Raw genomic sequence first — 26,689 nt, forward strand, 5'->3', positions numbered from 1 at the left:
GGTCCTTCTCATCCGTCACATGGTCAGTCGACGCCGAAGTGGTGGCGGGGGCTGATCCGGCCGATCGCCTCGCGCAGCTGTGCCAGACCACGGCGACGATCGAGCAGGTGGACCCTGAGTACCGGACGGCCGCTGTCCCGCAGCACTGCCGCATCGCCTGCGGCCTGTGCACGCTGGAGCTGTGCAAAGCCGTAGGCGCGGCCGGGCACCAGCAGGTCGGTGCGTGCCTCGCCGGTGATCTGAAGGAACACGCCGTTGGGGTGTCCGCCCTTGTGATACTGACCGGTCGAATGGAGATACCGGGGACCGAAACCGAACGTCGTCTGCACCCCGGCATGCGTCGAGACGAGCGACCGCAGCGTGGCCGCATCGGCGTCGGCGATCCGATCGAGATAGGCCTGAATGCCGATGTAACCGTATTCGTCGACCTGCGCGAAGAGCTCCTCCAACGCACCCACAAGGTCCGTGGCGCCGTCGACGACCTCGATCACGTCGACGTCCCCGGAACGGAAGACCGGCTCCTCGGCACGGCCGGAGTCCGGTCCGTCGAGCAGATGTCGGGCCTGTTCCTTCGCGGCCTCCACATCGGGCTGGTCGAAGGGATTGACACCGATGCTGTAGCCTGCGATCGCCGTCGCATACTCCCAGAACAGGAACTGCTCGCCGAGGCTGCCGTCGACGGTGGCTTCGAAACCGGAGGGGGCACCCAGGCCCGATGGATCCGCCGCGGGCCCGAGCAGGCACAGCAGCGCATCCGCACGAGCATCGCTGAAACCGATGTCGTCGGGGGAATCGACGACGACGGGCAGGATTCCCTGTCCGTCCTTGCCCAGCGATTCGGCGATGAGCTGTTCGACCCAGGCCGCCAGTCCCCGCAGGCGCGGGGAGGTCTCGGCAAGCACGAGCTTCTCCGTCGCCCGGGCATGGCCGATGCTCAGCCACGTGCCGAAGGCCACAGCCGGATTGTCGGTCGCGTCGGTGCTCAATTCGGCGGCCGCGGCCGCCGCTTCGGCGACGATGGATCGCACATCTGCCCCGGCCAGACCGGCGGGGACGAGCCCGAACGCCGAGAGCGCACTGAAACGGCCCCCGACCTGCGGATCGGCGTGGAAGGTCGCGAGGAACCCGAGGTCGCTGGCGAGTCGATCGAGTTCGGTGCCCGGATCGGTGATCGCGATCATCCGGGAAGCCGGATCGATGCCCACAGACTCGAAAGCCGCGGCGAAGCTGCGGCGCACGGAATCCGTCTCCACCGTCGACCCCGATTTGGAGGCGACGATGAGGACGGTGTGTTCGAGATCGGTGCCGATCGCCTCGGCGACCTGATCCGGATCCGTCGAATCGATGACCTCGAGACGGACACCCGCGACCGCGGTCATCACCTCCGGTGCGAGCGAGGACCCGCCCATCCCGGCGAGGCTGATGGTGCGCAGACCCCGATCGACGAGTTCGGCGTGCAGGGTCTCGACCCGGGTGAGCAGCTCTTCGGCCCGGTCGGGCAGATCGACCCAGCCGAGACGGTCCGCGGCGTCCTGCGCTCCGGCGAAGTGCGAAGCGTCCTGGCGGCTGAGAGCCGAAGCCAGGCCGGCTTCGACGAGACGTGCCGACTCGGCGTCGAACTCGTCCTGGACCGGAACTTCGAGTGCGAGTCTCATGACCGGTCCAGTGCCGTACGGATCGTATCCTGCAGCTCGGCCCAACTGACGTCGAACTTCTCCAGTCCCTGCTCTTCGAGCACGGTCATCACCTCGGCATAGTCGATCCCCAGGCGGGCCAGAGCGTCGAAGAGCTCATCGGCGGCCCGGTAGTCCTCGGGCGTGATCTCGTCGGCGATTTCACCATGGTCGGCGAAGGCCTCCATCGTCGGTTCGGGCATCGTGTTCACTGTGTTCGCGGCGACGAGCCCGGTGACGTACATGGTGTCCGCATAGTCGGGGTTCTTCACCCCCGTCGAAGCCCACAGCAGACGCTGCGGACGAGCTCCGGCGAGTTCGAGGACCTTGAACCGTTCGGAGGTGAACAGCTGCGAGTGGATCTCGTGGGCGAGCACGCAGTTCGCGATCCCGGCGCGGCCCTTGAGCTCCGTCGCCGCCGGATCATCGAGGGCGTCGAGGCGGGAATCGATCTCCGCCTCGACGCGGGAGACGAACACCGAGGCGACCGACCGGATCGTCGACAGATCGTGTCCGGCCGCGCGCGCCTTCTCCAGGCCCTGGAGGAAGGCCTCGACGACGTGGCGGTAGCGCGACAGAGAGAACACGAGGGTGACATTGACGCTGATCCCCGCGGCGATCGTCTCGGAGATCGCGCGCAGCCCCTCCTCGGTGGCGGGGATCTTGATCATCGCGTTCGGTTCGCCCACGCGCTGCCACAGGGCCTTCGCGGACTCGATGGTGCCCGCGGCATCGTGGGCCAGCGGGGGAGCGACCTCGATGGACACACGACCGTCATCTCCGTCGGTGGAGTCGAAGACGGGCCGGAACAGACGGGCCGCCTCAGCGACATCCGCTGTGGTCAGGGATTCGATGGCCGAATCTACATCGACCCCCTGCGCACCGAGCTCGGCGACCGCGGAATCATAGGCCTGCGAGGCGGAGATCGCGTTCGCGAAGATCGTCGGATTCGTTGTGACCCCGGTGACCGAGGCCTCGTCGATGAGTCGGGCGAGATCGCCGGACTCGAGCCGTGTGCGGGACAGGTCGTCGAGCCAGATCGACACGCCCGCCTGGCTCAGCTCATGCAGTCGTCCACTCATGCTTCCGCCTTCGCTGCGCTGATGGATTCCTTCGCGGCATCGACGACGGCCGCCGAAGTGATGCCGAACTTCTCGTACAGGGTCGCGTAGTCCGCCGAGGCGCCGAAGTGCTCGATCGACACGGCACGTCCGGCATCGCCGAGGTACTTGTGCCAGCTCATCGCCGAAGCGGCTTCGATGCTCACGCGTGCCTTGAGTCCGCGCGGCAGGACCGTGCTGCGGTAGTCCTCGGGCTGCGCATCGAACCATTCCTGGCAGGGCATGGAGATCACACGTGCCGCGGTTCCGGCTTCGGCCAGGGCCGAAGCCGCTTCGAGGGCGATGGCGACCTCGGAGCCGCTGGCGAGGATCGCGACCTCGGGCTGGTCTCCGGTGTCGGTGAGCACATAGCCGCCGCGGGCGGCCTCGGAGGCCGGGGCGTACTTCTCACGGTCGAGGACCGGCACGGCCTGACGGGTGAGGACGAGGCCGCTGGGCCCATCGGTGCGGTCGAGGATCCTGCGCCACACGACGGCGGTCTCGTTCGCATCCGCGGGCCGGACGACGTCGAGGCCGGGAATGGCACGCAGAGCCGAAAGGTGCTCGATCGGCTGGTGGGTCGGCCCGTCTTCGCCGAGACCGATCGAATCATGGGTCCACACGAAGAGGTTCGGCAGCTGCTGGAGGGCGGCCAGACGCACGGCCGGACGCTGGTAGTCGCTGAAGACGAGGAAGGTGCCGTTGTAAGGACGGGTTCCACCGTGCAGGGCGATGCCGTTGCCGATGAGACCGGCGGAGAACTCACGGACGCCGAAGTGGATGTTGCGTCCGTATTCGTTGCCGCTGAAGGCACCGGTCGACCGGTGGGCGGGCAGGAAGCTCGACTCGCCCTTGATGAGCGTGTTGTTCGAACCGGCGAGATCCGCCGATCCGCCCCACAGCTCAGGCATGACCTCGGCGATCGCGTTGAGGACCTGACCCGAGGCCGCACGGGTGGCGATGCCCTTCTCACTGGCTTCGAAGACCGGGAAGGCGGCATCGAGACCGGCCGGAAGCTCACGTGTGGAGAGGCGATCGAAGAGTTCGGCGCGCTTCGGGTTCGCGCTGCGCCACTGAGCAAAGGACTCATCCCACTTCAGGTGTGCCTTCCGACCGCGATCGAGAGCCGAACGAGTGTGGGCCAGCACCTCGTCGGCGACGGCGAACTCCGCCTCCGGATCGAAGCCGAGGATCTCCTTGGTCGCGCGAATCTCGTCCTCACCGAGAGCGGCTCCGTGCGAACCGCCGGTATTCTGGGCGTTCGGGGCCGGCCAGGCGATGATCGTCGAGAGACGGATGAATGAAGGCCGGGAGTCGGCACGTGCGGCTTCGACGGCAGCGTGGAAGGCGTCCATGTCCTCGTTGTAGTCCCCGCCGGAGGTGAAGTCGACGTGCTGGACATGCCAGCCGTAGGCGGCATAGCGGGCAGCGGTGTCCTCGCCGAAGGCGATGGCCGTGTCGTCCTCGATGGAGATCCTGTTGTCATCCCAGATCACCAGCAGGTTCGACAGCTCCTGCGTGCCGGCCAGAGACGAGGCTTCACCGGACACGCCCTCTTCGAGGTCACCGTCGGAGGCGAGCACGACGATCGAGTGATCGAACGGTGAGGTGCCGGGTGCCGCTTCGGGGTCGAAGAGTCCGCGTTCGCGACGGGACGCCATGGCCATACCCACCGCCGAGGCGAGCCCCGAACCGAGCGGGCCGGTGGTGATCTCGACGCCAGCGGTGTGTCCGACCTCCGGGTGGCCCGGAGTCAGCGAACCCCACGTCCGCAGCGCCTTGAGGTCGTCGAGTTCGAGACCGAACCCGGCCAGATAGAGCTGAATGTACTGAGTCAGCGAACTGTGCCCGCAGGAGAGGACGAAACGGTCACGGCCGACCCACGTCGGGTCGGCCGGATCGTGGGTGAGCCCCTGCTGGTAGAGGTAGTGGGCGATGGGAGCCAGGCTCATCGCGGTGCCCGGGTGTCCGTTCCCTGCCTTCTGGACCGCATCGGCGGCGAGGAGGCGGGCAGTGTCGACTGCGCGGTTGTCGAGTTCAGTCCAGGACAGAGTTGTCATGTCTTCGAGCGATCCTTCGTTCGTCTGAGAGCGTGCACTCAAACTCTACCGCGCCGGCCCTCGGATAGCCCGACCCTGTTCACACACAGGCTTCCACGAGGTCTTCGCCGAGGTGCGAGACATTCCGGCTACCGGCGGGTAGAGTGTGGTCTCGCGCACAGCTGTGGTTGGCGATCCAACCACTGCCGGTAGGCGAAGAGTGAAGGTCGAGAGAAGAGGGAGCACGGTGAGCGAAGGGGCGAAGCCGGTGGTCGACGTCGCGGTTCCGGCCGACTCGGAGCGTTCTCGAAAGTGGCCACAGGGTCTGCGGCCCGACCTCGCCGAGGTCGCCGCCCACACCGTGAGCGCCCGCCGTTTCATCTCGCGCATCGGACTCGCACTGCCGGTCCTGTTCATCCTCTCCACCGTCGCCGTGTCCTCGGCACTCGGTCAGCCGCTGCGCGGCCGCGTCGACCTCGGCGAGCTGGGACTGTGGGCGCTGGGGACCGCGCTTCTGCTGACACCGTTCCTCGCCGCCCTGACCGTCATGCTCAACGCCCGACACGGCGGACTGGTCTGGACCACGGCGCTCGTGTACTCGGGACTGAGCGGGATGCTCGGTCTTGGCGTCGGGATCACTGTGCTGAGATCCGAGGCCGCGACCGCTTCTCTCGACCTCATCTCCGCTCTTGTCGTGGAGGTCATCGTGCTGGCGCCGGTCTGCGCCGCGGTTGCCTTCCTCGTCTCCATCGTCCGCGACTCGACCCGCCGCTGAGGCCCTCCGCGGACGGTCCCAACGGGGTTCTGATTCAGCCGGACACGGGTCGCTGTCGCGACTGGCAAAATATTCGACAGCAGGTAGAATCGTGGGCGTGAGCAAACTTCGTCAGAACCGGGAAGCGCAGAGTGAACGGCCTCTGCAGAGGGCCATCGACGAGCAGAATCTCTCCACCCGACCGCGATCGATCATCAGCGCCTATATTGCGCTGACCAAACCGCGTGTCATCGAGCTGCTCCTCGTCACGACCGCCCCTGTGATGTTCCTGGCCGCTCATGGAATGCCCAATGTCTGGCTGGTCATCAACACGCTCATCGGCGGAGCCGCGGCTGCCGCCTCGGCGTCGGTGTTCAACTGCTTCGTCGATCGTGACATCGACGCGAAGATGGAGCGGACGAAGGACCGTCCGCTCGTCACCGGTGAGATCAGTCCCCGCGCTGCGCTGATCTTCGCATTCGCGCTGGGCATCGGCTCGATCTTCTGGCTCGGCGGATTCACGAACTGGGTTGCGGCGGGACTGACCGCCTCTGCGATCCTCCTCTATGCCGTCTTCTACACCCTCGTGCTCAAGCGCCGCACCACGCAGAACATCGTGTGGGGAGGCGCGGCCGGCTGCATGCCCGTGCTCATCGGCTGGTCGTCGGTGACGGGCAGCCTCGCCTGGGAGCCCGTGCTGCTGTTCCTCGTCGTCTTCTTCTGGACGCCGCCGCACTATTGGCCGCTGGCGATCAAGTACAAGGCCGACTACGATGCCGTCGATGTGCCGATGCTGCCGTCGAAGGTTCCGCCGACCTCGGTCGGTCGCCAGATGATCCTCTACACGTGGGCGATGATCGCCTGCTCGCTGGCGCTCATCCCCGTGGCCCCGATGGGACCGGTCTATACGATCGTCGCCGTCGGTGCCGGAGCCTGGTTCCTGTGGTCGTGCTACTCGCTGGTCTCGCGCGCCAAGAAGGGCAAGGACGGAACCTCGCTCAAGGCGATGAAGGTCTTCCACGGCTCGATCACCTACCTCTCGCTGCTGTTCCTCGCAGTGGCCATCGATCCCTTCGTCGACACCCTCATCCCCGGCATCTGGTAAGGCGCTCCGAACATACACATGAAGGCTCGTCACCCGATCGGGTGACGAGCCTTCTGCATGTGGTGGAGGGCTTGAACTGTCCGAGAGGAAGGGCACGAGAGGAAAGGCAAGCACTCGGGTTTCGAGACCTCACTCATTGCACCGCCGGATGCCTGCTCGAGCCAGGTGGTTTCAGACCGGTTCTGCGGTCTCGTTGACGATGGGGCCGAACACCTCATCGAGGGATTCGTCGGGTCAGCGTTCGAAGAAGCCGAGTCAGCGCTCGGCGAAGGGGATCTGCGAGTTCGGGGACCTGGAGAAGGAGGTCTCCTTCGCCGTCCCGGCGTGGTCAGGGGATCGCAGATAGAGAACGGTCGGTGGTGGCCTCGGTGCTTCTCGGGTGGGCGCTGTCCACGACAGCGACGCTCGCCGCAATCGTCGCCGAGAGTCCGAGCATGTGCAGGGCCACAAGCAGCTCGGGGACGCCGAGGAAATACTGCACATAGCCGATGACTCCCTGGGCGAGCTCGACGATGAGGAGCACGCTCAGCGGGGCGATCATTGCGGTCTCAGCCTTCCGCTTCGCCAGGACGAGCCCGACGACGGTGGTGATGACGAGCAGCCAGACGGGGAACGCGTGGGCCCGGGTGACCCAGATGTTGTCGAGTCCGTTGCGGGTGGACATCGTCGATCCGGAGTGCGGTCCGGCGCCGGTGGTGAGCACTCCGAAGACGACGATGATCGCGGTGAGACCGAGCATGATCCAGCTCAGCGTCGGCAGGGGAGAAGCGGCCCGCGTCGGCAGGCGCACGCCTGTGTCGTAGGTGCGACGGACGAAGTACGCGGCGACGCCGACGGCGATCGCCGAGGGGACGAAGTGGCCGGCCACCACCCAGGGATTGAGCTTCGTCCACACGGTGATGCCGCCGACGACGGCCTGGACCGGCACGATGGCGAGCAGACCGATGTTGAGCCAGAAGAGATCGGGACGCTTCTTGCGGTGCTTCCACAGCAGGAGCGCGATGCACACACCGAGGATCGCCAGCGCAACCGCGATGAGTCGGTTGCCGAATTCGATGTAGCTGTGAATGCCCATTTCGCTGGTGGCCACGAGCGAATCGGGGGTGCACTTCGGCCAGTCCGAGCAGCCGAGCCCCGAACCGGTGAGGCGGACGATGCCGCCGCTCAGTATGATTCCACCCTGGGCGATGAGCATGGCCCAAGCGGCGATGCGGATCTTCTTCGTGACCACTTCACTCCTCATTCGAATCGGAACCACCTGCGTGCCGCAAGAGTTCCCACCAGCCCCCAAGCGAGGAGCACGATGATTGCTTTGATGTCGATGCCGCCGTCGCCGATGGCCGCGCGCATGGCGTCTCCGAGCGCACCGGAGGGCAGATAGCCCACGACCGTGCCCCATTCTCCCGGATGCGCGACGATGAGGCCACCGACGCCGGCCATGAGAACCCAGATGAGGTTCGTCGCCGCCAGAGTCGCCTCGGCCCGCAGTGTCCCGGCCATGAGCAGACCGAGCGAGAGCAGTGCTGCAGTGCCGAAGAGCGTGGCCAGGATGAGCGCGAAGACGTCGACGGGCCCGCGGAAACCGAGGGCGCATGCCACGGCGAAGACCAGCGCGTATTGGATGAGCACGACGGCGATGACTGCCCCGAGCTTGCCGAGGACGAGCCCGTTCGTGCCCAGCGGGGTCGTGGCCAGCTGCCTGAGCACTCCGTATCGGCGGTCGAAAGCGGTCGCGATCGACTGTCCGGTGAAGGCGCTCGAGGCCAGACTCAGCCCCAGAGCACCGGGCAGGGCGATCGTCAGCGGATCGGCTGTGGGCTCGATGATGCCGATGCCTCGCAGCAGGGGAGTCTGGGAGAGGAAGATGAGCAGCCCGAGCGGGAACACCAGCGACAGCAGCAGCTGTTCGCCGTTGCGCAGCACGGACACGGTCTCGAACTTCGTCTGCGACACGATGCGCTTCATCCTCACCGCAGCGGCCTCCCCGTGAGCTCGAAGAAGACATCGGCCAGCGACTGAGAGTGCATGCCGATGTCGATGATCTGCACATCCGCCTCGGCCACGGCGGTGCAGACAGCTGCGATCCGTGCCGAATCCGGCGCGCCCTCGACGGTGATGGTCGAGCCCTGCGCCGAGGCGGGGGCGATGGCGGCGATCCGGTCGATGAGTCGGTCCGAAACGGGCGAGTCGAGATCGATGGTGAGCGACCGGGCGGCGGCGGAGGCATTGCGCAGCTCCTCCGGGGCGCCTTGGGCGATGATGCGACCGCGGTCGATGACGACGACTTCGTCGGAGAGCTCCTCCGCCTCGACGAGGTCGTGCGTGGTGAGGACGACCGCGACGCCGCGGTCGGCGAGCTCGCGGATGAAGGTGTGGACGACTTCCCGCGCCTGCGGATCGAGGCCCGCGCAGGGTTCGTCGAGGAAGACCAGCTGCGGGCGGCCGATGAGGGCGGCGGCCAGGGCCACTCGCTGCTTCTGTCCGCCCGAGAGGCGGCGCATGGTGCGCCCGGCGAAGTCGTTGAGACCCAGGGGGTCGGCCAGTTCCTGCACCGGCAGCGGGTTCTCATAGAGAGAAGCGAGGTGGCGAAGAACCTGCAGCGGTTTCGAACTCATCGGCAACCCGCCGTCCTGGAGCATCACACCGGCCAGCTGAGAAGTCGTGAGGTGGTCGCGGACCGGGTCATGGCCGAAGATCTCGACGGTGCCGGCGTCGGGGCGTCGGGTGCCCACCGCCAGGGAGATGGTCGTCGACTTGCCAGCGCCATTGGGTCCGAGGACTCCGAGGACGGCCCCGGTCTCTGCTGTGAGGTCGATGCCGTCGACGACGCGGTGCGCGCCGTAGGAGTAGTGGAGACCGCGAATGGTCAGGGCCGAAGATGACACCAGACCATTCTACGACGTGTCGAAAGTGGTGTCGAAATGGCTGGTGGTTAGGTTCACCTAGTTTTACGAAACAAATTACGCAACAATATTGTTGTGTTAGTCAAGGAGGTGGATTATGGCTGCAAACGACACGGAGGATCGCCGAACCCGGCAGAAGGTCTTCCAGTCGGTGCTCGACGAAGGGCCGATCACCGCTTCATCTTTGGCCAAAGCTCTGGAACTGACCCCGGCGGCGATCCGTCGCCACCTGGATGCGCTCGAGAGCGAGGGCCTCATCGAGGTCCGCGAGCTCGCCGGCAAACAGGCAGGCAGGGGACGACCGGCACGACACTACGTGGTCACGACGGCCGGGCACGACTCGGTCAGTCATTCCTATGACGAGTTGGCCGTCAACATCCTGCGGTTCATGGAGGACCGGCACGGGAAGTGGGCCGTCGAGGACTTCACCGAAGACCTCGTGGCTCGGCTGCGGGACCGTCTCGGTGCCGAACTCGACAAACGCGGCGGGACCACGGTGGCTTCACGCTCCAGGGCGTTGGCGGCTGCGCTGACACGGGAGGGGTACGCCGCCTCGGCGACACCGGTTGCGGCCGGAACCCCCCTCGAGGCGATGCAGCTGTGCCAGGGGCACTGCCCGATCCAGGCCGTGGCCGCGGAGTTCCCCGAAGTCTGCGAAGCAGAGCTCGCGATGTTCTCCGACTACCTCGGCGTGGACGTCAGACGGCTGTCCTCGCTGGCTCAGGGCGACCACGTGTGCACCACCCACATTCCGACCTCGGAACTGACCAGACCACTCATCCACAGCAATGATCGACCTCAAGGAGGTTCACGATGACTGACACAGGCAATCGGATCATCGATGCGAATCCCGAGCTCAAAGACCTCGGGCAGTACGCATACGGTTGGCGTGACGAAGACGATAAGGGACTGACCGCCGAGCGCGGGCTCTCCGAAGACGTCGTCCGCAACATCTCGAAGCTCAAGGACGAACCGGAGTGGATGCTCAAGCGTCGGCTCAAGGCTCTGCGCCTCTACGACAAGAAGCCGCTGCCCCACTGGGGTGCGGATCTGTCGACGCTGCCGTTCGACGACATCAAGTACTTCGTGCGTTCGACCGAGGGACAGGCCCAGACCTGGGAAGACCTGCCCGAGGACATCCGCAACACCTACGACCGTCTGGGCATCCCCGAGGCGGAGAAGCAGCGTCTCGTCGCCGGTGTCGCCGCTCAGTACGAGTCCGAGGTCGTCTACCACAAGATCAACGAGGAGCTCGAAGCTCAGGGCGTGATCTTCCTCGACACCGACACCGGTCTGCGTGAGCACCCCGAACTGTTCGAAGAGTACTTCGGTTCGGTGATCCCGGCCGGCGACAACAAGTTCGCCGCGCTGAACACCGCCGTGTGGTCGGGCGGGTCCTTCATCTACGTCCCCAAGGGCGTCCACGTCGAGATCCCGCTGCAGGCCTACTTCCGCATCAACACGGAGAACATGGGCCAGTTCGAGCGCACGCTCATCATCGCCGACGAGGGCTCCTACGTCCACTACGTCGAGGGCTGCACCGCCCCGATCTACAACACGGACTCCCTGCACTCGGCTGTCGTCGAGATCATCGTGAAGAAGGACGCCCACGTCCGCTACACGACGATCCAGAACTGGTCGACCAACGTCTACAACCTCGTCACTCAGCGCGCGATCGCCGAAGAGGGCTCCCAGATGGAATGGGTCGATGGCAATATCGGCTCGAAGGTGACCATGAAGTACCCCGGTGTGTGGATGACCGGCGAGCATGCTCGCGGTGAGACCCTGGCCGTGGCCTTCGCGGGCGAGGGACAGCACCAGGACACCGGTGCCAAGATGGTCCACGCCGCGCCGAACACGCACTCGTCGATCGTGTCGAAGTCCGTGGCCCGCAGCGGCGGACGTGCCGGCTACCGCGGACTCGTCCACGTGCACCCGGGCGCCGAAGGTTCGTCGAACAACGTCCTCTGCGATGCCCTGCTCGTCGACAACATCTCGCGTTCGGACACGTACCCCTACATCGACATCCGTGAAGACGACGTCACCCTCGGCCACGAGGCGACCGTGTCGAAGGTCAGTGAGGATCAGCTCTTCTACCTCATGTCCCGCGGCATGGAGGAGACCGAAGCGATGGCGATGATCGTGCGCGGCTTCGTCGAGCCGATCGCACGTGAGCTGCCGATGGAGTATGCCCTCGAGCTCAACCGCCTCATCGAACTGCAGATGGAAGGTGCAGTGGGCTGACCTTCAGCTTCCACCACCGACCTGCCTGACAAGGAGTTTTCACGTGACAGATACCACCAACCCACTCGGAGTCTCGGAGCATTCGCACGGCGGCGACGTCCACGTCCCTGACTCGAAGCGCGACGATCGCACCCGCAGCTTCAGCCCAGCCGACTTCCCGGTCCCGACCGGGCGGGAAGAGGAATGGCGCTTCTCCCCAGTGCGCAAGCTCAGCGACTTCTTCACCGATGAAGCCACGGATGCGCGTCTGCGCATCGACGCGGATCTGCCGACCGGCCTGTCGGTCGAGGAGATCTCGCTCGAGGCCGCCCAGGAGCTCGGCATCCTCGAACCCGAGGACCGCCCCTCCGTCGTCGCCGCCAAGCACGCCCCCGTCGTCACCCACTACTCGGTGCCGGCGGACACGGAGCTCGACGGCGCCGCGATCATCCACGCCGACGGTCAGGGCGACCAGCTCACCCATGGGCACACCGTCGTCTCGATCGGCGCGAACGCGAAGGCGACCATCGTCGTCGAACACGAGGGCCTGAGTCGCTACTCGGAGCTCGTCTCCCTCGTGATCGGCGACGGCGCAGACGTCACCTTCGTGTCCCTGCAGCTGTGGGACGACGGATCCCAGCACATGGGTCAGCACGATGCGATCGTGGGCAAGGACGCGAAGTTCAAGCACATCCACGTCACCCTCGGCGGCGATATCGTGCGTCTGAACACGAATGTGCGCTACTCGGCTCCCGGCGGAGAGGCCGAACTGCTCGGTCTCTACTTCGCCGATGCCGGCCAGCACCTCGAGCACCGCACCTACATCGACCACAACTCGCCGAAGGCGACGTCGAACGTCCACTACAAGGGTGCCCTGCAGGGCAAGGACGCACGCAGCGTCTGGATCGGCGATGTGCTCATCCGCCCCGAGGCGCTCGACATCGACACCTACGAGCTCAACCGGAACCTCATCCTCTCCGATGGGGCCCGCGCCGACTCCGTGCCGAACCTCGAGATCGAGACCGGCGACATCGCCGGTGCCGGTCACGCTTCGTCGACGGGACGCTTCGATGAGGAGCACCTGTTCTACCTCATGTCCCGCGGCATCCCCGAGGAAGTCGCCCGCCGACTCGTCGTCCGCGGATTCTTCAACGAAGTCATCCAGAAGATCCAGGTGCCCGAGATCGAGGATGTGCTCAACGAGCGCATCGAGGAAGAACTGTCCCGGAGCGTTCTGTGACCATGATCGACGTGGCCTCCACCGCCGAGGTGGGGCCGGGCGAAACCATGCGCATCGAGATCGGCGAGTTCGAAGTCTGCATCGCTCGTGATTCCGACGGCACCATCCACGCCATCGACGACCTGTGCACCCACGGTGAGGTCTCGCTGGCCGAGGGCGATGTCGAGGACTGCACGATCGAGTGCTGGCTGCACGGATCCCAGTTCGATCTCAACACGGGTCAGCCGGTGAATCCGCCGGCTTTCGAACCCGTCGCGGTCTATGACTGCAAGGAGATCGCCGGGCGCATCCTCGTCGACACGAACACCATTCTCAACTGACCACGACCTAGACAAAGGATCATTATGTCCACTCTCAAGATCGAAGACCTCCACGTCGGTGTCAACACCGAGACCGGGCTCAAGCCCATCCTCAATGGCATCAACCTCGTCATCAACTCGAACGAGACCCACGCCATCATGGGCCCCAACGGCTCCGGGAAGTCGACGCTGGCCTACGCTCTGGCCGGCCACCCGAAGTACGAAGTGACCTCCGGCTCGGTCACCCTCGACGGTGAAGACGTGCTCGACATGGCCGTGGACGAGCGTGCCAAGGCCGGTCTGTTCCTGGCCATGCAGTACCCCGTCGAGGTTCCCGGTGTGACCGTGACGAACTTCCTCCGCTCGGCCAAGACCGCCATCGACGGTGAAGCGCCGAAGCTGCGCAACTGGACGAAGGACCTCAAGCAGGCCATGGAGAACCTGCGCGTGGATCCCGCATTCGCCTCGCGCAATGTCAACGAAGGCTTCTCCGGCGGCGAGAAGAAGCGTCACGAGATCCTCCAGATGGAGATGCTCAAGCCGAAGTTCGCCGTCCTCGACGAGACCGACTCCGGCCTCGACGTCGACGCGCTGCGCATCGTGTCCGAAGGCGTCAACCGCGTCAAGGGCGTCACCGATGTCGGCGTTCTGCTCATCACCCACTACACCCGCATCCTCAACTACATCACGCCCGATCACGTCCACGTGATCATCGAGGGCAAGGTGGCCGAGGAAGGCGGGCCGGAACTGGCCGAACGCCTCGAAAACGAAGGCTACGACCGCTTCTTCACCGCCGGCGTCTGATGTTCTCACGTCTGAGGGGCGACTTCCCGATCCTCGATGTGAGGGTCGGGGAGTCGCCGCTGTCGTATCTCGACTCGGGGGCGACCTCGCAGAAGCCGCAATGCGTCATCGACACCTTCGTCGAGTACTACGCACAGCGCAACGCCGCGGTCCACCGGGGTGCACACTCTCTTGCCGTCGAGGCCACGGACGCCTTCGAGAACGGACGCATCGCCGTCGCCGGCCTCGTCGGCGGCACACCGGAACAGGTGTGCTGGACGAAGAACGCCACCGAAGCGCTCAACATCGTGGCCATGGGCATCGACCGGGCCAGCCGTGGCTTTGGGGGAGAGGCCGCGCAGCGATTCGCCCTCGGCCCCGAGGATTCGATCGTCATCACCGAGATGGAGCACCACGCGAACCTCGTGCCGTGGCAGCAGCTGGCGGCATCGACCGGGGCGCAGCTGCGGTGGCTGCCGGTGACCGACTCTGGTGAGCTCGACCTCTCCGAGCTCGAGTCGATCGTCGACGAGACGACGAAGGTGCTGGCGTTCACGCATGTCTCCAACGTCCTCGGCACGATCAACCCGGTCGAGACGCTCGTGGCTCGGGCACGCGCCGTCGGTGCCTATGTTGTGCTCGACGCCTGCCAGTCCGTGCCGCACATGCCCGTGGACTTCACCGTCCTCGACGTCGACTTCGCGGCTTTCTCCGCTCATAAGGCTCTCGGTCCCACGGGGCTCGGTGTGCTGTGGGGGAAGTCCGAACTGCTCGACGCGCTGCCCCCGGTGCTCACCGGCGGTTCGATGATCACCACGGTGACCATGGAGGATTCGGAGTTCATGCCCGCCCCGCAGCGCTTCGAGGCCGGCACCCAGCCGGTGGCCGAGGTTGCGGCCTTCGCCACCGCCGTCGGCTATCTCGCCGAGGTGGGGCTGCAGGACGTCTTCGACCACGAACGCGAACTCGGCCGGCTCCTCCTTGACGGAATCGCCGAGATCCCCGGAATCCGGGTGCTCGGCGATGCCGCAGAACGGATCGGGACCGTGGCATTCGACGTCGACGGCGTCCACGCCCATGACGTCGGACAGTACCTCGACTCCCAAGGTGTGGCCGTGCGCGTGGGACACCACTGCGCGCAACCGCTGCACCGCCGGTTCGGGGTCACCGCCTCGACGCGGGCGAGCACCTACCTGTACAACACAGCCGAGGACTGCCGGCGCTTCCTGACCGCTCTGGCCGAGGTGCGTCCCTTCTTCGGGGTCGCGTGAGAAGGGGAGTGACGCGATGAGCACACAGATGCAGCAGCTCTACCAGCAGGTCATCCTCGACCAGTCGCGGGCGCGGACCGGCAACACCGCTCTGCTCCGCGACGAGGCGACCGGCCGCCACGGCTGTTCGCACCAGGTGAATCCGACCTGCGGCGATGAGATCGAACTCGAGATCGAGCTTCTCGACGACGGTCGCATTGCCGTGCGGTGGAGCGGGGACGGCTGTTCGATCTCGATGGCATCGGCCTCGGTGCTGTCCGAACTGGCCGCAGACGCCTCGGTCGATCAGATGCTGCAGATCGAATCGGCGTTCCACGAACTCATGCATTCTCGTGGGACAATGGAAGCGGATGAGACCATCCTCGGCGACGCCGCGGCGTTCACGGGGGTGTCCAAGTTCCCGGCCAGGATCAAATGCGCTCTCCTGGCCTGGATGGCGTTCAAGGACGCACTCAACCAAGCACAAGCAGCTCGTGAGGAGAAACACCATGCCTGAAGTCATAGACGCTCCGCAGAATGCCAGCGTCGACGAAGTGCGCGAAGCGATGATGGACGTCGTTGACCCCGAGCTCGGTGTCAACATCGTCGACCTCGGCCTCGTCTACGGACTCTCGGTCGAAGACGACGGCACCGCCGTGATCGAGATGACGCTGACCTCGGCGGCCTGCCCGCTGACCGACGTCATCGAGGATCAGACCGCCCAGTCGCTGGAGGGCATCGTGCCCGCCTACCGCATCAACTGGGTCTGGATGCCGCCATGGGGTCCGGAGAAGATCACCGAGGACGGCCGCGAACAGATGCGCGCCCTCGGCTTCAACATCTGAAGCCGCCGTCGACGGAGTCGACGAAGGACGCGTCCCCGCGGGGACGCCGACGATCACATCGCCGAGGTGGGGCCACCCGAAAGGGGCAGCCCCACCTCGGCGATCTGTGTGATCGAACCGATCCGGCGGTGAGCGCACCGATTGCCGAACCGCGGGCGCCGGCGTGGTCATGGAGATCACCGACCCGCGCACGTCGAGGTCGGCCGCGGCGTGAAAGAATGGAACCTGACTTTCCAAGGAGAACCTTTGACGATCATCGCTGCCGCCGACGGCTCCGCCCTCGGCAACCCCGGACCCGCCGGCTGGGCCTGGTACGTCGACGACGGCTGCTGGCACGCCGGCGGATGGAAGAACGCGACGAACAACCGCGGTGAGCTCATGGCCGTGCTCGACCTCCTCGATTCCACGGCTGACGCCGATGAAGATCTCAAGATCTTCTGCGACTCGCAGTACGTCATCAACGCCCTGACCAAATGGATGCCGGGCTGGAAGCGCAAGGGCTGGAAGAAAGCTGACGGCAAAGAGGTCCTCAATCGGGACCTGCTCGAACTCCTCGACTCTGCGCTCAAGGGCCGCGACGTCGAATTCGAATGGGTCAAGGGACACAACAACCACGCGATGAACGAGGCGGCCGACGATCGTGCCAGGGCGGCGGCCACGGCCTATCAGAAGGGCACGAAGGTCCCCGAGGGGCCCGGTTACGTCCCCGCGGGGACGCCGTCGTCAAGCGCGGCCCCCGCAACAGATTCGGGGCTCACGACGGAACCGGCGGCAGATTCGGGGACAGATTCGGGGCCGACAGCCGCCTCGGCGCCGGTTTCCGAAGCGGCACCCGGCGCTGGGTCACAGGAGCCCACGACCGTCGTGTCGTGCCGTGTCCCAGTATCGGTCGCCGACGAACTCGTCGCCCGGGCGCAGGCCCGCGACATCCACCCCCAGGAATTTCTGGCCGAACTCATCGGCCGCAGTTTGGAGACAGAATGATTCAGGCCTCCGGCCTCGAAGTCGCCGTCGGCGCCCGCACCCTCATGTCCGAAGTCTCGTTCCGCGTGGACAAGGGAGACCGTGTCGGTCTCGTCGGCCGCAACGGCGCCGGCAAGACGACTCTGACCAAGGTGATCATGGGCAGGCACCCGGCCTCCGCCGGGTCCGTGTCGGTCTCCGGCACCGTCGGCTACCTGCCTCAGGACCCGCGCAGCGGTGACCTTACGGCCACCGGGATGGAGCGGATCCTCTCGGCCCGTGAGCTCGACGTCCTCGTGAAGCGACTGCGCAAGGCCGAACGCCAGATGGCTTCGCCCGATGAGAAGGTGGCGACGAAGGCCATCGACCGCTATCCGCGCATCGAAGCCGAGTTCATGGCCGCCGGCGGATACGCCGCCGAATCCGAGGCCTTCGCGATCGCAGCGAACCTCGGTCTCGACGAGACGCTGATCAACCAGGAGATCGGTACGCTCTCGGGCGGACAGCGACGTCGTGTCGAACTCGCCCGGATCCTGTTCTCGGCTCCGGACACGATGATCCTCGACGAACCGACGAACCACCTCGACGCCGAGTCCGTGCTGTGGCTGCGCGATCACCTCAAGGCCTATTCCGGTGGGCTCGTCATCATCAGCCACGATCTCGATCTCATCGACGAAGTCGTCAACAAGGTGTTCTTCCTCGACGCGACCCGGCAGACCATCGACATCTATGCGATGGGCTACCGGCTCTACCTCAAGCAGCGTGAGGACGATGAGCGTCGCCGCCGGCGCGAGCGCGCGAACGCGGAGAAGAAGGCCGCAGCGCTCAACGCTCAGGCGAACAAGATGATGGCCAAGGCGACGAAGACCGTGGCCGCCCAGCAGATGGCCAAACGCGCCGAACGTCTGCTCTCCGGGCTCGAGGACGAACGCGCCACGGAGAAGGTCGCGAACCTGCGCTTCCCGGCTCCGGCCGACTGCGGACGTGTCCCGCTCACCGCTGAAGGACTGTCGCGCATCTACGGTTCGACCGAGGTGTTCACCGGCGTCGACCTCGCCATCGACAAGGGCACCCGCGTCGTCGTCCTCGGCTACAACGGTGCCGGCAAGACGACGCTGCTGCGGCTGCTCGCCGGCCTCGACGAGCCGGATTCGGGGGAGGTCGTGCCCGGTCACGGGCTCAAGCTCGGCTACTACGCGCAGGAGCACGAGACCCTCGATCTCGAGCGCACCGTGTTGGAGAACATGGCGCGGAACTCCCCGCACCTCGATGACACGGCCGTGCGCAATGTGCTCGGGTCATTCCTGTTCAGCGGCGATGATGTGCACAAACCCGCCGGGGTGCTCTCCGGCGGTGAGAAGACGCGTCTGGCTCTGGCCACGCTCGTCGTCTCGAGTGCGAACGTGCTGCTGCTCGATGAGCCGACGAACAACCTCGATCCGGCTTCAAGGGAGGAGATCCTCTCGGCGATCCGCCGCTACGAAGGCGCTATCGTGCTCGTGACACACGATGAGGGAGCGGTTTCCGCGCTCGATCCCGATCGGGTGCTTCTGCTGCCCGACGGCGACGAGGACCTGTGGAACGAGTCCTACCTCGACCTCGTCACCTTGGCCTGAGGCGGTTCACTCCGAACGGAACCGCTGTTCGAACATCGCGTCCTCTTCGGCCTCTGCCTGACCGTGGACTCCGGGGGAGGCGAAGCGGTTGCGTCCGTACCGGCTTCCCGGCTGGCTGATCTTCGCCCCGGCGTCGAGGGCGGCCTTGTCGATGACGACGAATTCGCTGCTGCTGTCACCGCGACGTTCGTCCGCCTCGGCGGCGGCTCTGCGTTCCCTGCGGGCGGAGATCGCGACAGCGATGATGATCATGATTCCGAAAGCGAACCACTGGAGCATGTAGGACAGGTGGTTGCCCGGATCGAGTTCGGGCATCGGCAGCGGGGTCAGCCCGTCTTCCACGTCTCCTCCGGTGCCGACGGCTGAGGCTTCGCCGTAGACATGGGAGTAGGCGTCGTCCATTCCGGGGATGCGAGCCGGGTCGATGGCTTTGATCATGCCCTGCGGGTTGTCGTCATCGGCCCCGTCCTGTGCCGGCCGCAGGTGCGCGACGACGGTCTGCTCACCGCGAGGAGCCGCCGGTACGGATTCCTTCTCGGAGGTGAAGCCCCTGACCACGGCGATCCTGGTGCCATCATCGAGTTCGAACGGGGTCACGACGTAGAAGCCGGGAGTGTCCTCGACGGTGCGGTTGCGGGCGAGGACGGTGTCGTCGTCGGAGAACGTCCCGCGCATCTCCACCTGCGTCCACTCCTCGGTGGTCGCCAACGTCGACTCCGGGGTCGGCAGCACCGATTCGAGGGCGACCGGGTCGGCGGAGTAGTTCGCGGTGATCGTGGCGATCTCCTGTTCCCGCTGGTCGCGGCGGTCCTTCTGCCACAGGGCGAGGAAGACGCAGGCGATGATGACGATGATCGCCATGGCGATGTATTTGAGCCAGCGTGCGGTGAAGAGGAAGGAATAGCGGCTCAACCGGCGTCCTCCGGAATGTCGTCGATGGATACGTCACTGAGATAGAAGTCGCGCAGGGTGAGGAAGTCGCGCAGGTACTCAAGATGGTCGGCACAGGCCAGCCAGGTCTTCTTCCGTTCCGGAGCGTGCAGACGCGGATTGTTCCACAGGATCGCCCGCGTCGCCGACGCCCGGCAGCCCTTGGCCGAACACTGCAATTCCTCGCTCATGCCTGCTCACCCTCGTCCTTGCCCTCATCGACGGTTTCACCCGGAATGGTCTCGTGTGCGTCATCGCTCGTCTCGCCGGGCACTGTGTCCTCGGAGTCCGAGGTCGTGCCGTCTTCGCTGATCGTCTCTCCCCGCGCGGGAGGCAGTTCCGCCAACGGGGCCTGGTCGAGCAGCGCCGAGGCGTCGTCACTCGTGCGTTCGCGGCCGGCATTGGCGAAGATCACGGCGGGATAGGGCAGAATCACGGCGCCGGCCACGCAGATCCACATGAGGACGTGGAGGTCGGCGACGAAAGCGAAATAGGCGGCCACGAAGCAGACCGTCCTGATGCCCATGGTGATCGAATACTTGATGATCCGAGACCTCATATCGTCATCAAGGGCGGTATCTGCCGTTGTGATCTGCTGCGAGTGCCTGACCATATCCTTCTTCGATCGATGACTGCTAAAGATGATACTCGTCCTTTGTGAGAGACGTATCCACGGGCCGGGGGACAGGATAGGTTTGTCCACGATAGGTTTGAAGAAGACAGTCGATCAACAGGAGTCAAACGTGTCAGAACCACGCACAGTCCTCGTCACCGGCGGCAACCGCGGCATCGGCCGCACCATCGCCGAGGAGTTCATCGCTCAGGGTGACAATGTGGCCGTCACCTCCCGGAACGGTCAGGCGCCCGAAGGCGCCCTGGCCGTGTCCGCCGATGTCACCGACACCGAGTCCATCGACCGGGCGTTCGCCGAGATCGAAGACAAGCTCGGACCCGTCGAGGTCGTCGTCGCCAACGCCGGCATCACCGCGGACAACCTGCTCATGCGGATGAACGACGAGGAATTCGAATCCGTCCTCGACACGAACCTCACCGGTGCGTTCCGCACCGTCAAACGCGCCATCACCGGCATGATCCGCGCGAAGCGCGGCCGCATCGTCCTCATCTCCTCGGTCTCGGGCCTCTACGGCGTGCCCGGCCAGGCCAACTACTCGGCGTCGAAGGCCGGACTCGTCGGCCTCGCCCGCTCCATCACCCGTGAGCTCGGCTCCCGCGGAATCACCGCCAACGTCGTCGCCCCCGGCTTCATCCGCACCGACATGACCGACGAGCTCAGCGAGAAGCAGCGCACCGAGTACCTCTCGACCATTCCGGCCAAGCGCTTCGCCGAACCGGCCGAAGTCGCGAAGGTCGTCCGCTGGGTGTCCTCCGACGAGGCCGCCTACATCTCCGGTGCCGTCATCCCCGTCGACGGCGGCCTCGGCATGGGCCACTGATCCCGGACTCCCTCCGATGCGGCCGTGCCGCTTCACAGCCCGTAGACTTCAGCACAGAGACCCCGCTCCATGCGGCGTCACCCACACGCAATCACCCCTTCTGAGAAAGGACCACCATGGGAATTCTTGACGGAAAGCGCATCCTCGTCACCGGCGTGCTCACCGAGGCCTCGATCGCCTTCGCCGCCGCCCGCATCGCACAGGAGCAGGGAGCCGAGGTCATCCTCTCGAGCTTCGGTCGGCAGATGAAGATCACCCAGGTCATCGCCGAGCGTCTGCCCGAGACCCCGAAGGTCATCGAACTCGACGCCACCAATGACGACGACCTCGCGGCTCTGCCCGAGCGCCTCGGCGGCAACATCGACGGCATCGTCCACGCCATCGCCTTCGCCCCGAAGGACGCTCTCGGCGGCGTGTTCCTCGACACCCCGTGGGAGTCGGTCTCCGCTGCCATCCACGTCTCCGCCTACTCGCTCAAGGCGATCACCGTGGCCGCCAAGCCCGTGCTCAACAAGGGCGCCGGTGTCGTCGGTCTCACCTTCGACGCGACCATCTCCTGGCCCGTCTACGACTGGATGGGCGTGGCCAAGGCCGCCTTCGAATCCACCGCCCGGTACCTCGCGAAGTACGTTGGAGACGACGGTGTGCGCGTCAACCTCGTCTCGGCCGGACCGCTCAAGACCACCGCTGCCACGTCGATCCCCGGCTTCGGAACCCTCGAAGACATGTGGGGCGACCGTGCACCGCTGGGCTGGGATCAGACGGACACCACCCCCGCCGGCAGGGCCATCGTCGCCCTGCTCTCGGACTGGTTCCCCGCCACCACGGGCGAAATGGTCCACGTCGACGGCGGCTTCCACTCCACCGGAGCCTGAGAGACCGCTCATGCCAGTGCTCATCCTCGCCCGCCATGCGAAGGCGGAGGCGCAAGGTGCCACGGACTTCGAACGGTCCTTGGACTCCAAAGGTCTGGCCCAAGCGGTCGAGGCCGGCGCAGAGATCGCCGAACGATGGTCACCCGATGTCGCCATCGCCTCGGCGGCCAGACGCACCGTGCAGACCGGTCAGGCCGTCGTCGAAGCCGTCAATCGGGCCCACGGCGGTTCGCTCGACGACCCGGGCGTGCTGAGCCTGCGTGAGGACGAGTCCCTCTACGCCGGTGAGGTCGCGGACTGGATCGATGCGATCAATTCGATCCCCGCCGACGCGGCGTGCGCCTATATCGTCGGACACCAGCCCACCGTCGCCGAGGTGATCGGCCACCTCAACCCGGCCGGCGGAGTCCCGGATCCGTTCCGTCCCTCCTCGATCGCGGTCTTCGACCTCGAAAGCTGGGACGTCGAGCCGGGGACCTGCCCGGCACCGCAGATCCGAGTCTTCCACGGCGTGTGATCCGTGCCGGCAAACGTTTCCGGCATGATCTGATCGTGACATCCCTGAGGCCCTCCGATTCGTTCGGAGGGCCTCAGTCGTCTGTGTCGGGGCCACCTGCGACGGGGCCGTCTCTGCCGGGTCTGATGCCGAAGCTGACGGTCGGCGGTTTTCAGTCGTGTGCGCGGCTGCTGACGATCGTGAGCACCTCGCGCAGGTTCCTGGTCGACACCGAGACATCGGCGGCGGCGACGAGGGCCGGCTTCGCGCAGAACGCCACCCCGACGCCCGCGGCCTCGATCATCCCGATGTCATTGGCGCCGTCGCCGATCGCCACACTCTCGGCACGGTCGTACTCACCAGCGGCGAGCAGATCCTCGAAGATCTCTGCCTTCGCGCTCGGATCGATGACGCGACCGCTGGTGCGACCGGTGAGATGGCCCTCGACGACCTCCAGCCCGTTGGCGAAGACATCGGTGATGCCGAGCTCGGCGGCCACAGGTGCGATGATCGCGGTGAAGCCTCCGGACACGAGGGCGACCCGGCCTCCCGCGTCATGGACCGCGGCGACGAGCTGACGGGCCCCCTCGGTGAGGGTGATCTGCTCCCGCACCTCGTCGAGCACGGTCTCCGGCAGTCCGGCCAGCAGTGCGACCCGCTCGGCCAGGGACGCGGCGAAATCGAGTTCACCGGCCATCGCCCGTTCGGTGATTGCGGCGACCTGGTCGCCGACCCCGGCGTGAGCGGCGATGAGGTCGATGACCTCCTCGTTGATGAACGTCGAGTCGACGTCCATGACGAGCAGTCGGACGGGGAGATGGGCGGCTGCGGCCTCTGCGGTCTCGTTCATCCCTTCATCGTAGCCACAGCCATGATGTAGTCGGCGGCCGCGGGATGCAGCTGAGACAGCAGCGCCCCGAACTGCGGCGGAGCCACCGTGGCCGGAGCGAGCACAGCGGCTAAGCGGTGATGGATGTCGAGGGCTGCGTAGATCGCCCGGGAATCGGCCTCGGTGGGGATGAGCCGGGAGATCGGATGCATCGTCGACAGTTCCTCCTGCCAATCCCGCCACGGGCCCTGCCGCCACTCCTCGGGGACGTCGAGGGTCTCGATGAGGTTGAGACCCTCGATCACGAGCAGTCGCAGCCGTCGCAGCGCCTCCGCGGACGTGCCGACGGTCACCGGTCGGAAGGGAGTGGGCCGACAGGCGATGATCTCGACGTTCGCCTCGGCCCCGATGAGCGCGATGGCCGCCTGTTCATCACCTCGGTGGAGGACGACGGGGGCACTGTGGCGGCCGACCTGCGTGCGCGCATCCCGGTCGACCGGGGGAGTCGTGTGCGGCAGCGATGGGTGGTGCAGCGCCAGCCGCGCGTGCGTGATTCCGGCGGCGGCCGCCTCGGCGATGAAGAGCAGCAGGCCCGTCGGAGCGGAGGTCCCGAACACCTCGTCGGAGACAATGAGAGGAACATCACGATCATCGTCGAGAAACGCGGAGGTGACCTCGTCAGGGGGCAGGGTCGAGCGCAGGCGGTGATTGATCGCCAGGGTCAGCAGCAGGGAGTCGGTCGTCAGGTCCATGTCGAACCAGAATAGACGGCTCGCCTGCGATAGAGTCTGAGGATATGAGTGATGTCCTGACTTTGGATTCCGTGTCCGTGCGCCGGGGGTCGAATTTCCTCCTCGACGATTTCTCGCTGACCGTCGCCGAGGGCGAGCACTGGGCTGTGCTCGGACCCAACGGCGCGGGCAAAACGACCCTGCTCGAACTCGCCGCCGGACGTATGCACCCGACGACGGGCACGGTCGGCATCCTCGAGGAGCAGCTCGGGCGTGTCGACGTGTTCGAACTGCGCCCGCGCATCGGCTATGCCTCGACCGCGCTGGCCAACCGCATCCCCGGCTCCGAAGCGGTCCTCGACACCGTGCTCACCGCTGCCTACGGCGTCACCGGACGCTGGGTCGAAGAGTACGAACGCGACGACATCGATCGCGCCCACGACCTGCTTGCGGCCTTCCGCATCACCCATCTGGCCGAACGCACCTTCGGCACCCTGTCCGAAGGCGAACGCAAGCGGGTGCAGATCGCTCGCGCGCTCATGACCGATCCCGAGCTGCTGCTGCTCGACGAACCGGCCTCCGGGCTCGACTTCGGCGGACGTGAAGAGCTGCTCGGTGCGCTCTCGGAGATCCTGTCGTCGAAGTGGGCGCCGGCCACGATCATGGTCACTCACCACGTCGAGGAGATCCCGGAGGGGATCACCCACGTGCTGCTGCTCTCCGAAGGCACCGATCTGGCCTCAGGTCCGATCGAGGAGACCCTGACTGCCGATAACCTCGCCGCGACCTTCGGCATCGACGTCAAGCTCACCCGCGACGGTCAGCGCTACCACGCTCGTTCCGCCCGCTGAGCATGGAGCTGTGGCAGAGTCTCAGCCTCGAACCGTGGCAGATCGCCCTGATCGTCCTGGCCGGAGTCGCGGCCGGCGGCATCAACGCCGTCGTCGGATCCGGCACCCTGATCACGTTTCCCGCGCTCGTGGCCTTCGGCGTCGCGCCCGTCGTGTCGACGATGAGCAACGCCGTCGGCCTCATCCCCGGCAACATCGCCTCCTCCTTCGGCTACCGTGAGGAGCTGCGCGGTCAGTGGAGACGCATCCTCGGCTTCGTTCCCGCCTCGCTGCTGGGTTCACTGACCGGGGCGTATCTGCTTCTGCACCTGCCCGAGGACGCGTTCGAGACGATCGTGCCCGTCCTCCTCGTGGTCGCACTCATCATGGTCGTCGGACAGCCGTACCTGTCCCGGTACCTGAAGAGCCGGTCGCTGCGCCGCGCCGAGGCAGCCGGGATCGAGCACAGAGCCGCCTCGGCGGGGGACCAGCTCTCGACCGGTCGGTATCTGGCCGTGCTCCTCGTCGTCTTCCTCACCGCGATCTACGGCGGGTACTTCGCCGCTGCGCAGGGCATCATCCTCATCGCGCTCCTCGGTCTGCTGCTGCCCGACGATCTGCAGCGCCTCAACGGTCTGAAGAACGTCCTCGTCCTCGTCGTCAACACGGTCTCGGCGAGCACGTACATCATCGTCGGCCACGACCGCATCAACTGGATCGCCGTCATCTGCATCGCCGTCGGCTCGCTCATCGGCGGGTACTTCGGAGCTCGGGTCGGCCGTCGCTTCTCCCCGGTGCTGCTGCGCACGGTCATCGTCGCCCTCGGCCTCGTTGCGATCTGGAGGATCCTCACCCTGTGAACACCCCGGCCAAGGCTCCTCTCACCCGGCAGCAGGTCATCGACCGGGCCGCCGAGCTGGGCATCGCCGCCGCACGTCTGCGTTTCTTCGACGAGGCGGATCTGGCCGCGGGCGGTCTTACCGAGATGCACGACTACACGCAGCTGACCGATGTGGCGCTGCGCAGCGTGCGGGAACCTGCCGAGGGTCTCTTCATCGCCGAGTCCTCGAAGATCATCCGCCGGGCCCATGCCGCCGGCATGAGGGCCCGGTCCTACCTCACGAGTCCGAAGTGGCTGTTCGACCTCGCGGATCTCATCGCCGCCGATGATGTGCCGATCTTCATCGGCACCGACGCCGCCGTGGAGTCGCTCACCGGCTTCCACCTCCACCGAGGCGCTCTGTCCGCCATGGGCCGACCCGCATTGCCCGAGGTCGCCTCCGTGGTCGCCGGGGCCCGGCGCCTCGTCGTCATCGAGGACATCGTCGACCACACGAACGTCGGCGCGATCTTCCGATCCGCTGCGGCCTTCGGCGTCGACGCCGTACTCGTGACTCCACGCTGCGCCGACCCGCTCTACCGTCGGTCGATCCGCGTGTCCATGGGCACGGTGTTCCAGGTGCCGTGGACACGCATCGAGCGCTGGCCCGCCGGAATCGGATCGTTGCAGGACCTGGGCTTCCACGTTGCGGCACTGGCGCTCGACGAGAATTCGGTGGGTCTGCGCGACTTCGCCGCATCCGCCCCAGAACGCACCGCCGTCGTCTTCGGCACCGAGGGTGAGGGTCTGAAGAGATCGACGATCGCCGCCTGCGATTCGACCGTGATGATCCCCATGAGCGGGGGAGTCGATTCGCTCAACGTCGCGGCCGCCTCGGCGGTGACCTGCTTCGCTCTGCAGAGCGACTGAG

Annotated in this window: 29 protein-coding genes; 18 read left to right on the top strand and 11 right to left on the bottom strand. The window is 66.0% G+C overall.

The genetic code is table 11. From position 1 onward, the window contains the following. Window positions 1-23: 23 nt before the first annotated feature. From ACPUD7_RS05570 to tkt, 3 genes are read right to left on the bottom strand one after another with little or no spacing between them, the layout of a single operon-like run. On the bottom strand, window positions 24-1,655 hold the full coding sequence (locus ACPUD7_RS05570; protein WP_135540996.1) for a glucose-6-phosphate isomerase: 1,632 nt from the start codon (window positions 1,653-1,655) through the stop codon (window positions 24-26). Beyond that, the gene (gene tal / locus ACPUD7_RS05575; protein WP_425119380.1) at window positions 1,652-2,755 is read right to left on the bottom strand and encodes a transaldolase; all 1,104 of its coding nucleotides are present in this window, start codon (window positions 2,753-2,755) and stop codon (window positions 1,652-1,654) included. Before tal ends, ACPUD7_RS05570 begins: the two co-directional genes overlap by 4 nt. Then, entirely contained in the window at window positions 2,752-4,833 is a 2,082-nt protein-coding gene (gene tkt / locus ACPUD7_RS05580; protein WP_135540992.1) for a transketolase, read from the bottom strand. The genes tal and tkt overlap by 4 nt, the downstream gene beginning before the upstream one ends. Before the next feature lie 226 nt (window positions 4,834-5,059). Here tkt and ACPUD7_RS05585 point away from each other — a divergent pair, with 226 nt between their 5' ends. Together ACPUD7_RS05585 and ACPUD7_RS05590 are read left to right on the top strand one after the other, a co-directional pair. Then, entirely contained in the window at window positions 5,060-5,587 is a 528-nt protein-coding gene (locus tag ACPUD7_RS05585) for a hypothetical protein (protein WP_135540990.1), read from the top strand. A 97-nt stretch (window positions 5,588-5,684) separates the two neighbouring features. Then, complete coding sequence (locus ACPUD7_RS05590; protein WP_425119382.1) at window positions 5,685-6,671, top strand: heme o synthase; 987 nt, start codon at window positions 5,685-5,687, stop codon at window positions 6,669-6,671. Between the two features lie 328 nt (window positions 6,672-6,999). Here the strand turns inward: ACPUD7_RS05590 and ACPUD7_RS05595 are convergent, their stop codons facing one another. Genes ACPUD7_RS05595 through ACPUD7_RS05605 form a run of 3 tightly spaced genes read right to left on the bottom strand, consistent with a single transcriptional unit; the run spans window position 7,000 to window position 9,556 of the window. Further along, a complete protein-coding gene (locus ACPUD7_RS05595) occupies window positions 7,000-7,902 on the bottom strand; it encodes a COX15/CtaA family protein (RefSeq protein WP_135540986.1) in 903 nt (300 codons plus the stop codon). A gap of 8 nt (window positions 7,903-7,910) precedes the next feature. Continuing rightward, window positions 7,911-8,636, bottom strand: a complete 726-nt coding sequence (locus ACPUD7_RS05600) for an ABC transporter permease (protein ID WP_425119383.1) — start codon at window positions 8,634-8,636, stop codon at window positions 7,911-7,913. A gap of 2 nt (window positions 8,637-8,638) precedes the next feature. Continuing rightward, entirely contained in the window at window positions 8,639-9,556 is a 918-nt protein-coding gene (locus tag ACPUD7_RS05605) for an ABC transporter ATP-binding protein (RefSeq protein ID WP_135540982.1), read from the bottom strand. Between the two features lie 115 nt (window positions 9,557-9,671). Between ACPUD7_RS05605 and ACPUD7_RS05610 the strand changes: the two genes are divergently transcribed. The 10 genes from ACPUD7_RS05610 (at window position 9,672) to ACPUD7_RS05655 (ending at window position 18,793) form a co-directional block, all read left to right on the top strand. Beyond that, window positions 9,672-10,391: a helix-turn-helix transcriptional regulator gene (locus ACPUD7_RS05610; protein WP_425119384.1), complete on the top strand. Its 720-nt coding sequence runs from the start codon at window positions 9,672-9,674 to the stop codon at window positions 10,389-10,391. Further along, window positions 10,388-11,818 carry a Fe-S cluster assembly protein SufB gene (sufB, locus tag ACPUD7_RS05615; protein WP_135540978.1) on the top strand — a complete coding sequence of 477 codons (1,431 nt, stop codon included), beginning with the start codon at window positions 10,388-10,390 and terminating at the stop codon, window positions 11,816-11,818. The genes ACPUD7_RS05610 and sufB overlap by 4 nt, the downstream gene beginning before the upstream one ends. 43 nt (window positions 11,819-11,861) lie before the next feature. Further along, window positions 11,862-13,037 (top strand): Fe-S cluster assembly protein SufD, encoded by a 1,176-nt coding sequence (gene sufD, locus ACPUD7_RS05620; protein WP_135540977.1) that lies wholly within the window; start codon window positions 11,862-11,864, stop codon window positions 13,035-13,037. A 2-nt stretch (window positions 13,038-13,039) separates the two neighbouring features. After that, on the top strand, window positions 13,040-13,357 hold the full coding sequence (locus tag ACPUD7_RS05625) for a non-heme iron oxygenase ferredoxin subunit (RefSeq protein ID WP_167854455.1): 318 nt from the start codon (window positions 13,040-13,042) through the stop codon (window positions 13,355-13,357). Window positions 13,358-13,381: 24 nt separating this feature from the next. Further along, window positions 13,382-14,140: a Fe-S cluster assembly ATPase SufC gene (gene sufC, locus ACPUD7_RS05630; protein WP_135540973.1), complete on the top strand. Its 759-nt coding sequence runs from the start codon at window positions 13,382-13,384 to the stop codon at window positions 14,138-14,140. Then, complete coding sequence (locus ACPUD7_RS05635) at window positions 14,140-15,390, top strand: SufS family cysteine desulfurase (RefSeq protein ID WP_425119385.1); 1,251 nt, start codon at window positions 14,140-14,142, stop codon at window positions 15,388-15,390. The genes sufC and ACPUD7_RS05635 overlap by 1 nt, the downstream gene beginning before the upstream one ends. A gap of 16 nt (window positions 15,391-15,406) precedes the next feature. After that, window positions 15,407-15,886 (top strand): Fe-S cluster assembly sulfur transfer protein SufU, encoded by a 480-nt coding sequence (sufU, locus tag ACPUD7_RS05640; protein WP_425119386.1) that lies wholly within the window; start codon window positions 15,407-15,409, stop codon window positions 15,884-15,886. Next, window positions 15,879-16,214 carry a metal-sulfur cluster assembly factor gene (locus ACPUD7_RS05645; protein WP_025778421.1) on the top strand — a complete coding sequence of 112 codons (336 nt, stop codon included), beginning with the start codon at window positions 15,879-15,881 and terminating at the stop codon, window positions 16,212-16,214. Before sufU ends, ACPUD7_RS05645 begins: the two co-directional genes overlap by 8 nt. A gap of 246 nt (window positions 16,215-16,460) precedes the next feature. Then, on the top strand, window positions 16,461-17,198 hold the full coding sequence (locus ACPUD7_RS05650; protein ID WP_425119387.1) for an RNase H family protein: 738 nt from the start codon (window positions 16,461-16,463) through the stop codon (window positions 17,196-17,198). Continuing rightward, the gene (locus tag ACPUD7_RS05655) at window positions 17,195-18,793 is read left to right on the top strand and encodes an ABC-F family ATP-binding cassette domain-containing protein (RefSeq protein WP_425119388.1); all 1,599 of its coding nucleotides are present in this window, start codon (window positions 17,195-17,197) and stop codon (window positions 18,791-18,793) included. The genes ACPUD7_RS05650 and ACPUD7_RS05655 overlap by 4 nt, the downstream gene beginning before the upstream one ends. Window positions 18,794-18,799: 6 nt before the next feature. Here the strand turns inward: ACPUD7_RS05655 and ACPUD7_RS05660 are convergent, their stop codons facing one another. Genes ACPUD7_RS05660 through ACPUD7_RS05670 form a run of 3 tightly spaced genes read right to left on the bottom strand, consistent with a single transcriptional unit; the run spans window position 18,800 to window position 20,336 of the window. Then, window positions 18,800-19,705 carry an SURF1 family protein gene (locus tag ACPUD7_RS05660; RefSeq protein ID WP_425119389.1) on the bottom strand — a complete coding sequence of 302 codons (906 nt, stop codon included), beginning with the start codon at window positions 19,703-19,705 and terminating at the stop codon, window positions 18,800-18,802. Next, window positions 19,702-19,914, bottom strand: coding sequence for a hypothetical protein (locus ACPUD7_RS05665; RefSeq protein ID WP_135540963.1), 213 nt, complete (start codon window positions 19,912-19,914; stop codon window positions 19,702-19,704). Before ACPUD7_RS05665 ends, ACPUD7_RS05660 begins: the two co-directional genes overlap by 4 nt. Next, a complete protein-coding gene (locus ACPUD7_RS05670; protein ID WP_425119390.1) occupies window positions 19,911-20,336 on the bottom strand; it encodes a DUF3099 domain-containing protein in 426 nt (141 codons plus the stop codon). The genes ACPUD7_RS05665 and ACPUD7_RS05670 overlap by 4 nt, the downstream gene beginning before the upstream one ends. A 130-nt stretch (window positions 20,337-20,466) precedes the next feature. Between ACPUD7_RS05670 and ACPUD7_RS05675 the strand changes: the two genes are divergently transcribed. The 3 genes from ACPUD7_RS05675 (at window position 20,467) to ACPUD7_RS05685 (ending at window position 22,569) form a co-directional block, all read left to right on the top strand. Beyond that, a complete protein-coding gene (locus ACPUD7_RS05675) occupies window positions 20,467-21,177 on the top strand; it encodes a beta-ketoacyl-ACP reductase (protein WP_135540959.1) in 711 nt (236 codons plus the stop codon). Between the two features lie 116 nt (window positions 21,178-21,293). Then, window positions 21,294-22,052, top strand: coding sequence for an enoyl-ACP reductase FabI (gene fabI, locus ACPUD7_RS05680; protein WP_425119391.1), 759 nt, complete (start codon window positions 21,294-21,296; stop codon window positions 22,050-22,052). 10 nt (window positions 22,053-22,062) lie between these two features. After that, window positions 22,063-22,569, top strand: coding sequence for a SixA phosphatase family protein (locus ACPUD7_RS05685; protein WP_425119392.1), 507 nt, complete (start codon window positions 22,063-22,065; stop codon window positions 22,567-22,569). Between the two features lie 151 nt (window positions 22,570-22,720). Here the strand turns inward: ACPUD7_RS05685 and serB are convergent, their stop codons facing one another. Then, window positions 22,721-23,398 carry a phosphoserine phosphatase SerB gene (serB, locus tag ACPUD7_RS05690; protein ID WP_135540954.1) on the bottom strand — a complete coding sequence of 226 codons (678 nt, stop codon included), beginning with the start codon at window positions 23,396-23,398 and terminating at the stop codon, window positions 22,721-22,723. Beyond that, complete coding sequence (locus ACPUD7_RS05695; RefSeq protein ID WP_135540952.1) at window positions 23,395-24,129, bottom strand: hypothetical protein; 735 nt, start codon at window positions 24,127-24,129, stop codon at window positions 23,395-23,397. Before ACPUD7_RS05695 ends, serB begins: the two co-directional genes overlap by 4 nt. Before the next feature lie 44 nt (window positions 24,130-24,173). Here ACPUD7_RS05695 and ACPUD7_RS05700 point away from each other — a divergent pair, with 44 nt between their 5' ends. From ACPUD7_RS05700 to ACPUD7_RS05710, 3 genes are read left to right on the top strand one after another with little or no spacing between them, the layout of a single operon-like run. Then, window positions 24,174-24,959: an ABC transporter ATP-binding protein gene (locus ACPUD7_RS05700; protein ID WP_135540950.1), complete on the top strand. Its 786-nt coding sequence runs from the start codon at window positions 24,174-24,176 to the stop codon at window positions 24,957-24,959. Window positions 24,960-24,961: 2 nt separating this feature from the next. Beyond that, window positions 24,962-25,798 (top strand): sulfite exporter TauE/SafE family protein, encoded by an 837-nt coding sequence (locus ACPUD7_RS05705; RefSeq protein ID WP_135540948.1) that lies wholly within the window; start codon window positions 24,962-24,964, stop codon window positions 25,796-25,798. Further along, window positions 25,795-26,688 carry a TrmH family RNA methyltransferase gene (locus ACPUD7_RS05710; protein WP_135540947.1) on the top strand — a complete coding sequence of 298 codons (894 nt, stop codon included), beginning with the start codon at window positions 25,795-25,797 and terminating at the stop codon, window positions 26,686-26,688. The genes ACPUD7_RS05705 and ACPUD7_RS05710 overlap by 4 nt, the downstream gene beginning before the upstream one ends. The last annotated feature ends 1 nt before the right edge of the window (window position 26,689 follow it).

The organism is Brevibacterium sp. FAM 24630 (assembly GCF_049804075.1).
In the GTDB taxonomy this organism is placed as follows: domain Bacteria; phylum Actinomycetota; class Actinomycetes; order Actinomycetales; family Brevibacteriaceae; genus Brevibacterium.

Excerpts from the sequence above, each read along its gene's own strand:
- ACPUD7_RS05625 (WP_167854455.1), top strand. The coding sequence starts at position 13,040 with ATGATCGACGTGGCCTCCACCGCCGAGGTGGGGCCGGGCGAAACCATG.
- ACPUD7_RS05610 (WP_425119384.1), top strand. The coding sequence starts at position 9,672 with ATGGCTGCAAACGACACGGAGGATCGCCGAACCCGGCAGAAGGTCTTC.
- tkt (WP_135540992.1), bottom strand. The coding sequence starts at position 4,833 with ATGACAACTCTGTCCTGGACTGAACTCGACAACCGCGCAGTCGACACT.
- ACPUD7_RS05700 (WP_135540950.1), top strand. The coding sequence starts at position 24,174 with ATGAGTGATGTCCTGACTTTGGATTCCGTGTCCGTGCGCCGGGGGTCG.
- ACPUD7_RS05635 (WP_425119385.1), top strand. The coding sequence starts at position 14,140 with ATGTTCTCACGTCTGAGGGGCGACTTCCCGATCCTCGATGTGAGGGTC.
- sufU (WP_425119386.1), top strand. The coding sequence starts at position 15,407 with ATGAGCACACAGATGCAGCAGCTCTACCAGCAGGTCATCCTCGACCAG.
- ACPUD7_RS05655 (WP_425119388.1), top strand. The coding sequence starts at position 17,195 with ATGATTCAGGCCTCCGGCCTCGAAGTCGCCGTCGGCGCCCGCACCCTC.
- sufB (WP_135540978.1), top strand. The coding sequence starts at position 10,388 with ATGACTGACACAGGCAATCGGATCATCGATGCGAATCCCGAGCTCAAA.
- sufC (WP_135540973.1), top strand. The coding sequence starts at position 13,382 with ATGTCCACTCTCAAGATCGAAGACCTCCACGTCGGTGTCAACACCGAG.
- ACPUD7_RS05600 (WP_425119383.1), bottom strand. The coding sequence starts at position 8,636 with ATGAAGCGCATCGTGTCGCAGACGAAGTTCGAGACCGTGTCCGTGCTG.
- ACPUD7_RS05685 (WP_425119392.1), top strand. The coding sequence starts at position 22,063 with ATGCCAGTGCTCATCCTCGCCCGCCATGCGAAGGCGGAGGCGCAAGGT.
- ACPUD7_RS05570 (WP_135540996.1), bottom strand. The coding sequence starts at position 1,655 with ATGAGACTCGCACTCGAAGTTCCGGTCCAGGACGAGTTCGACGCCGAG.
- tal (WP_425119380.1), bottom strand. The coding sequence starts at position 2,755 with ATGAGTGGACGACTGCATGAGCTGAGCCAGGCGGGCGTGTCGATCTGG.
- serB (WP_135540954.1), bottom strand. The coding sequence starts at position 23,398 with ATGAACGAGACCGCAGAGGCCGCAGCCGCCCATCTCCCCGTCCGACTG.
- fabI (WP_425119391.1), top strand. The coding sequence starts at position 21,294 with ATGGGAATTCTTGACGGAAAGCGCATCCTCGTCACCGGCGTGCTCACC.
- ACPUD7_RS05670 (WP_425119390.1), bottom strand. The coding sequence starts at position 20,336 with ATGGTCAGGCACTCGCAGCAGATCACAACGGCAGATACCGCCCTTGAT.
- ACPUD7_RS05665 (WP_135540963.1), bottom strand. The coding sequence starts at position 19,914 with ATGAGCGAGGAATTGCAGTGTTCGGCCAAGGGCTGCCGGGCGTCGGCG.
- ACPUD7_RS05695 (WP_135540952.1), bottom strand. The coding sequence starts at position 24,129 with ATGGACCTGACGACCGACTCCCTGCTGCTGACCCTGGCGATCAATCAC.
- ACPUD7_RS05645 (WP_025778421.1), top strand. The coding sequence starts at position 15,879 with ATGCCTGAAGTCATAGACGCTCCGCAGAATGCCAGCGTCGACGAAGTG.
- ACPUD7_RS05705 (WP_135540948.1), top strand. The coding sequence starts at position 24,962 with ATGGAGCTGTGGCAGAGTCTCAGCCTCGAACCGTGGCAGATCGCCCTG.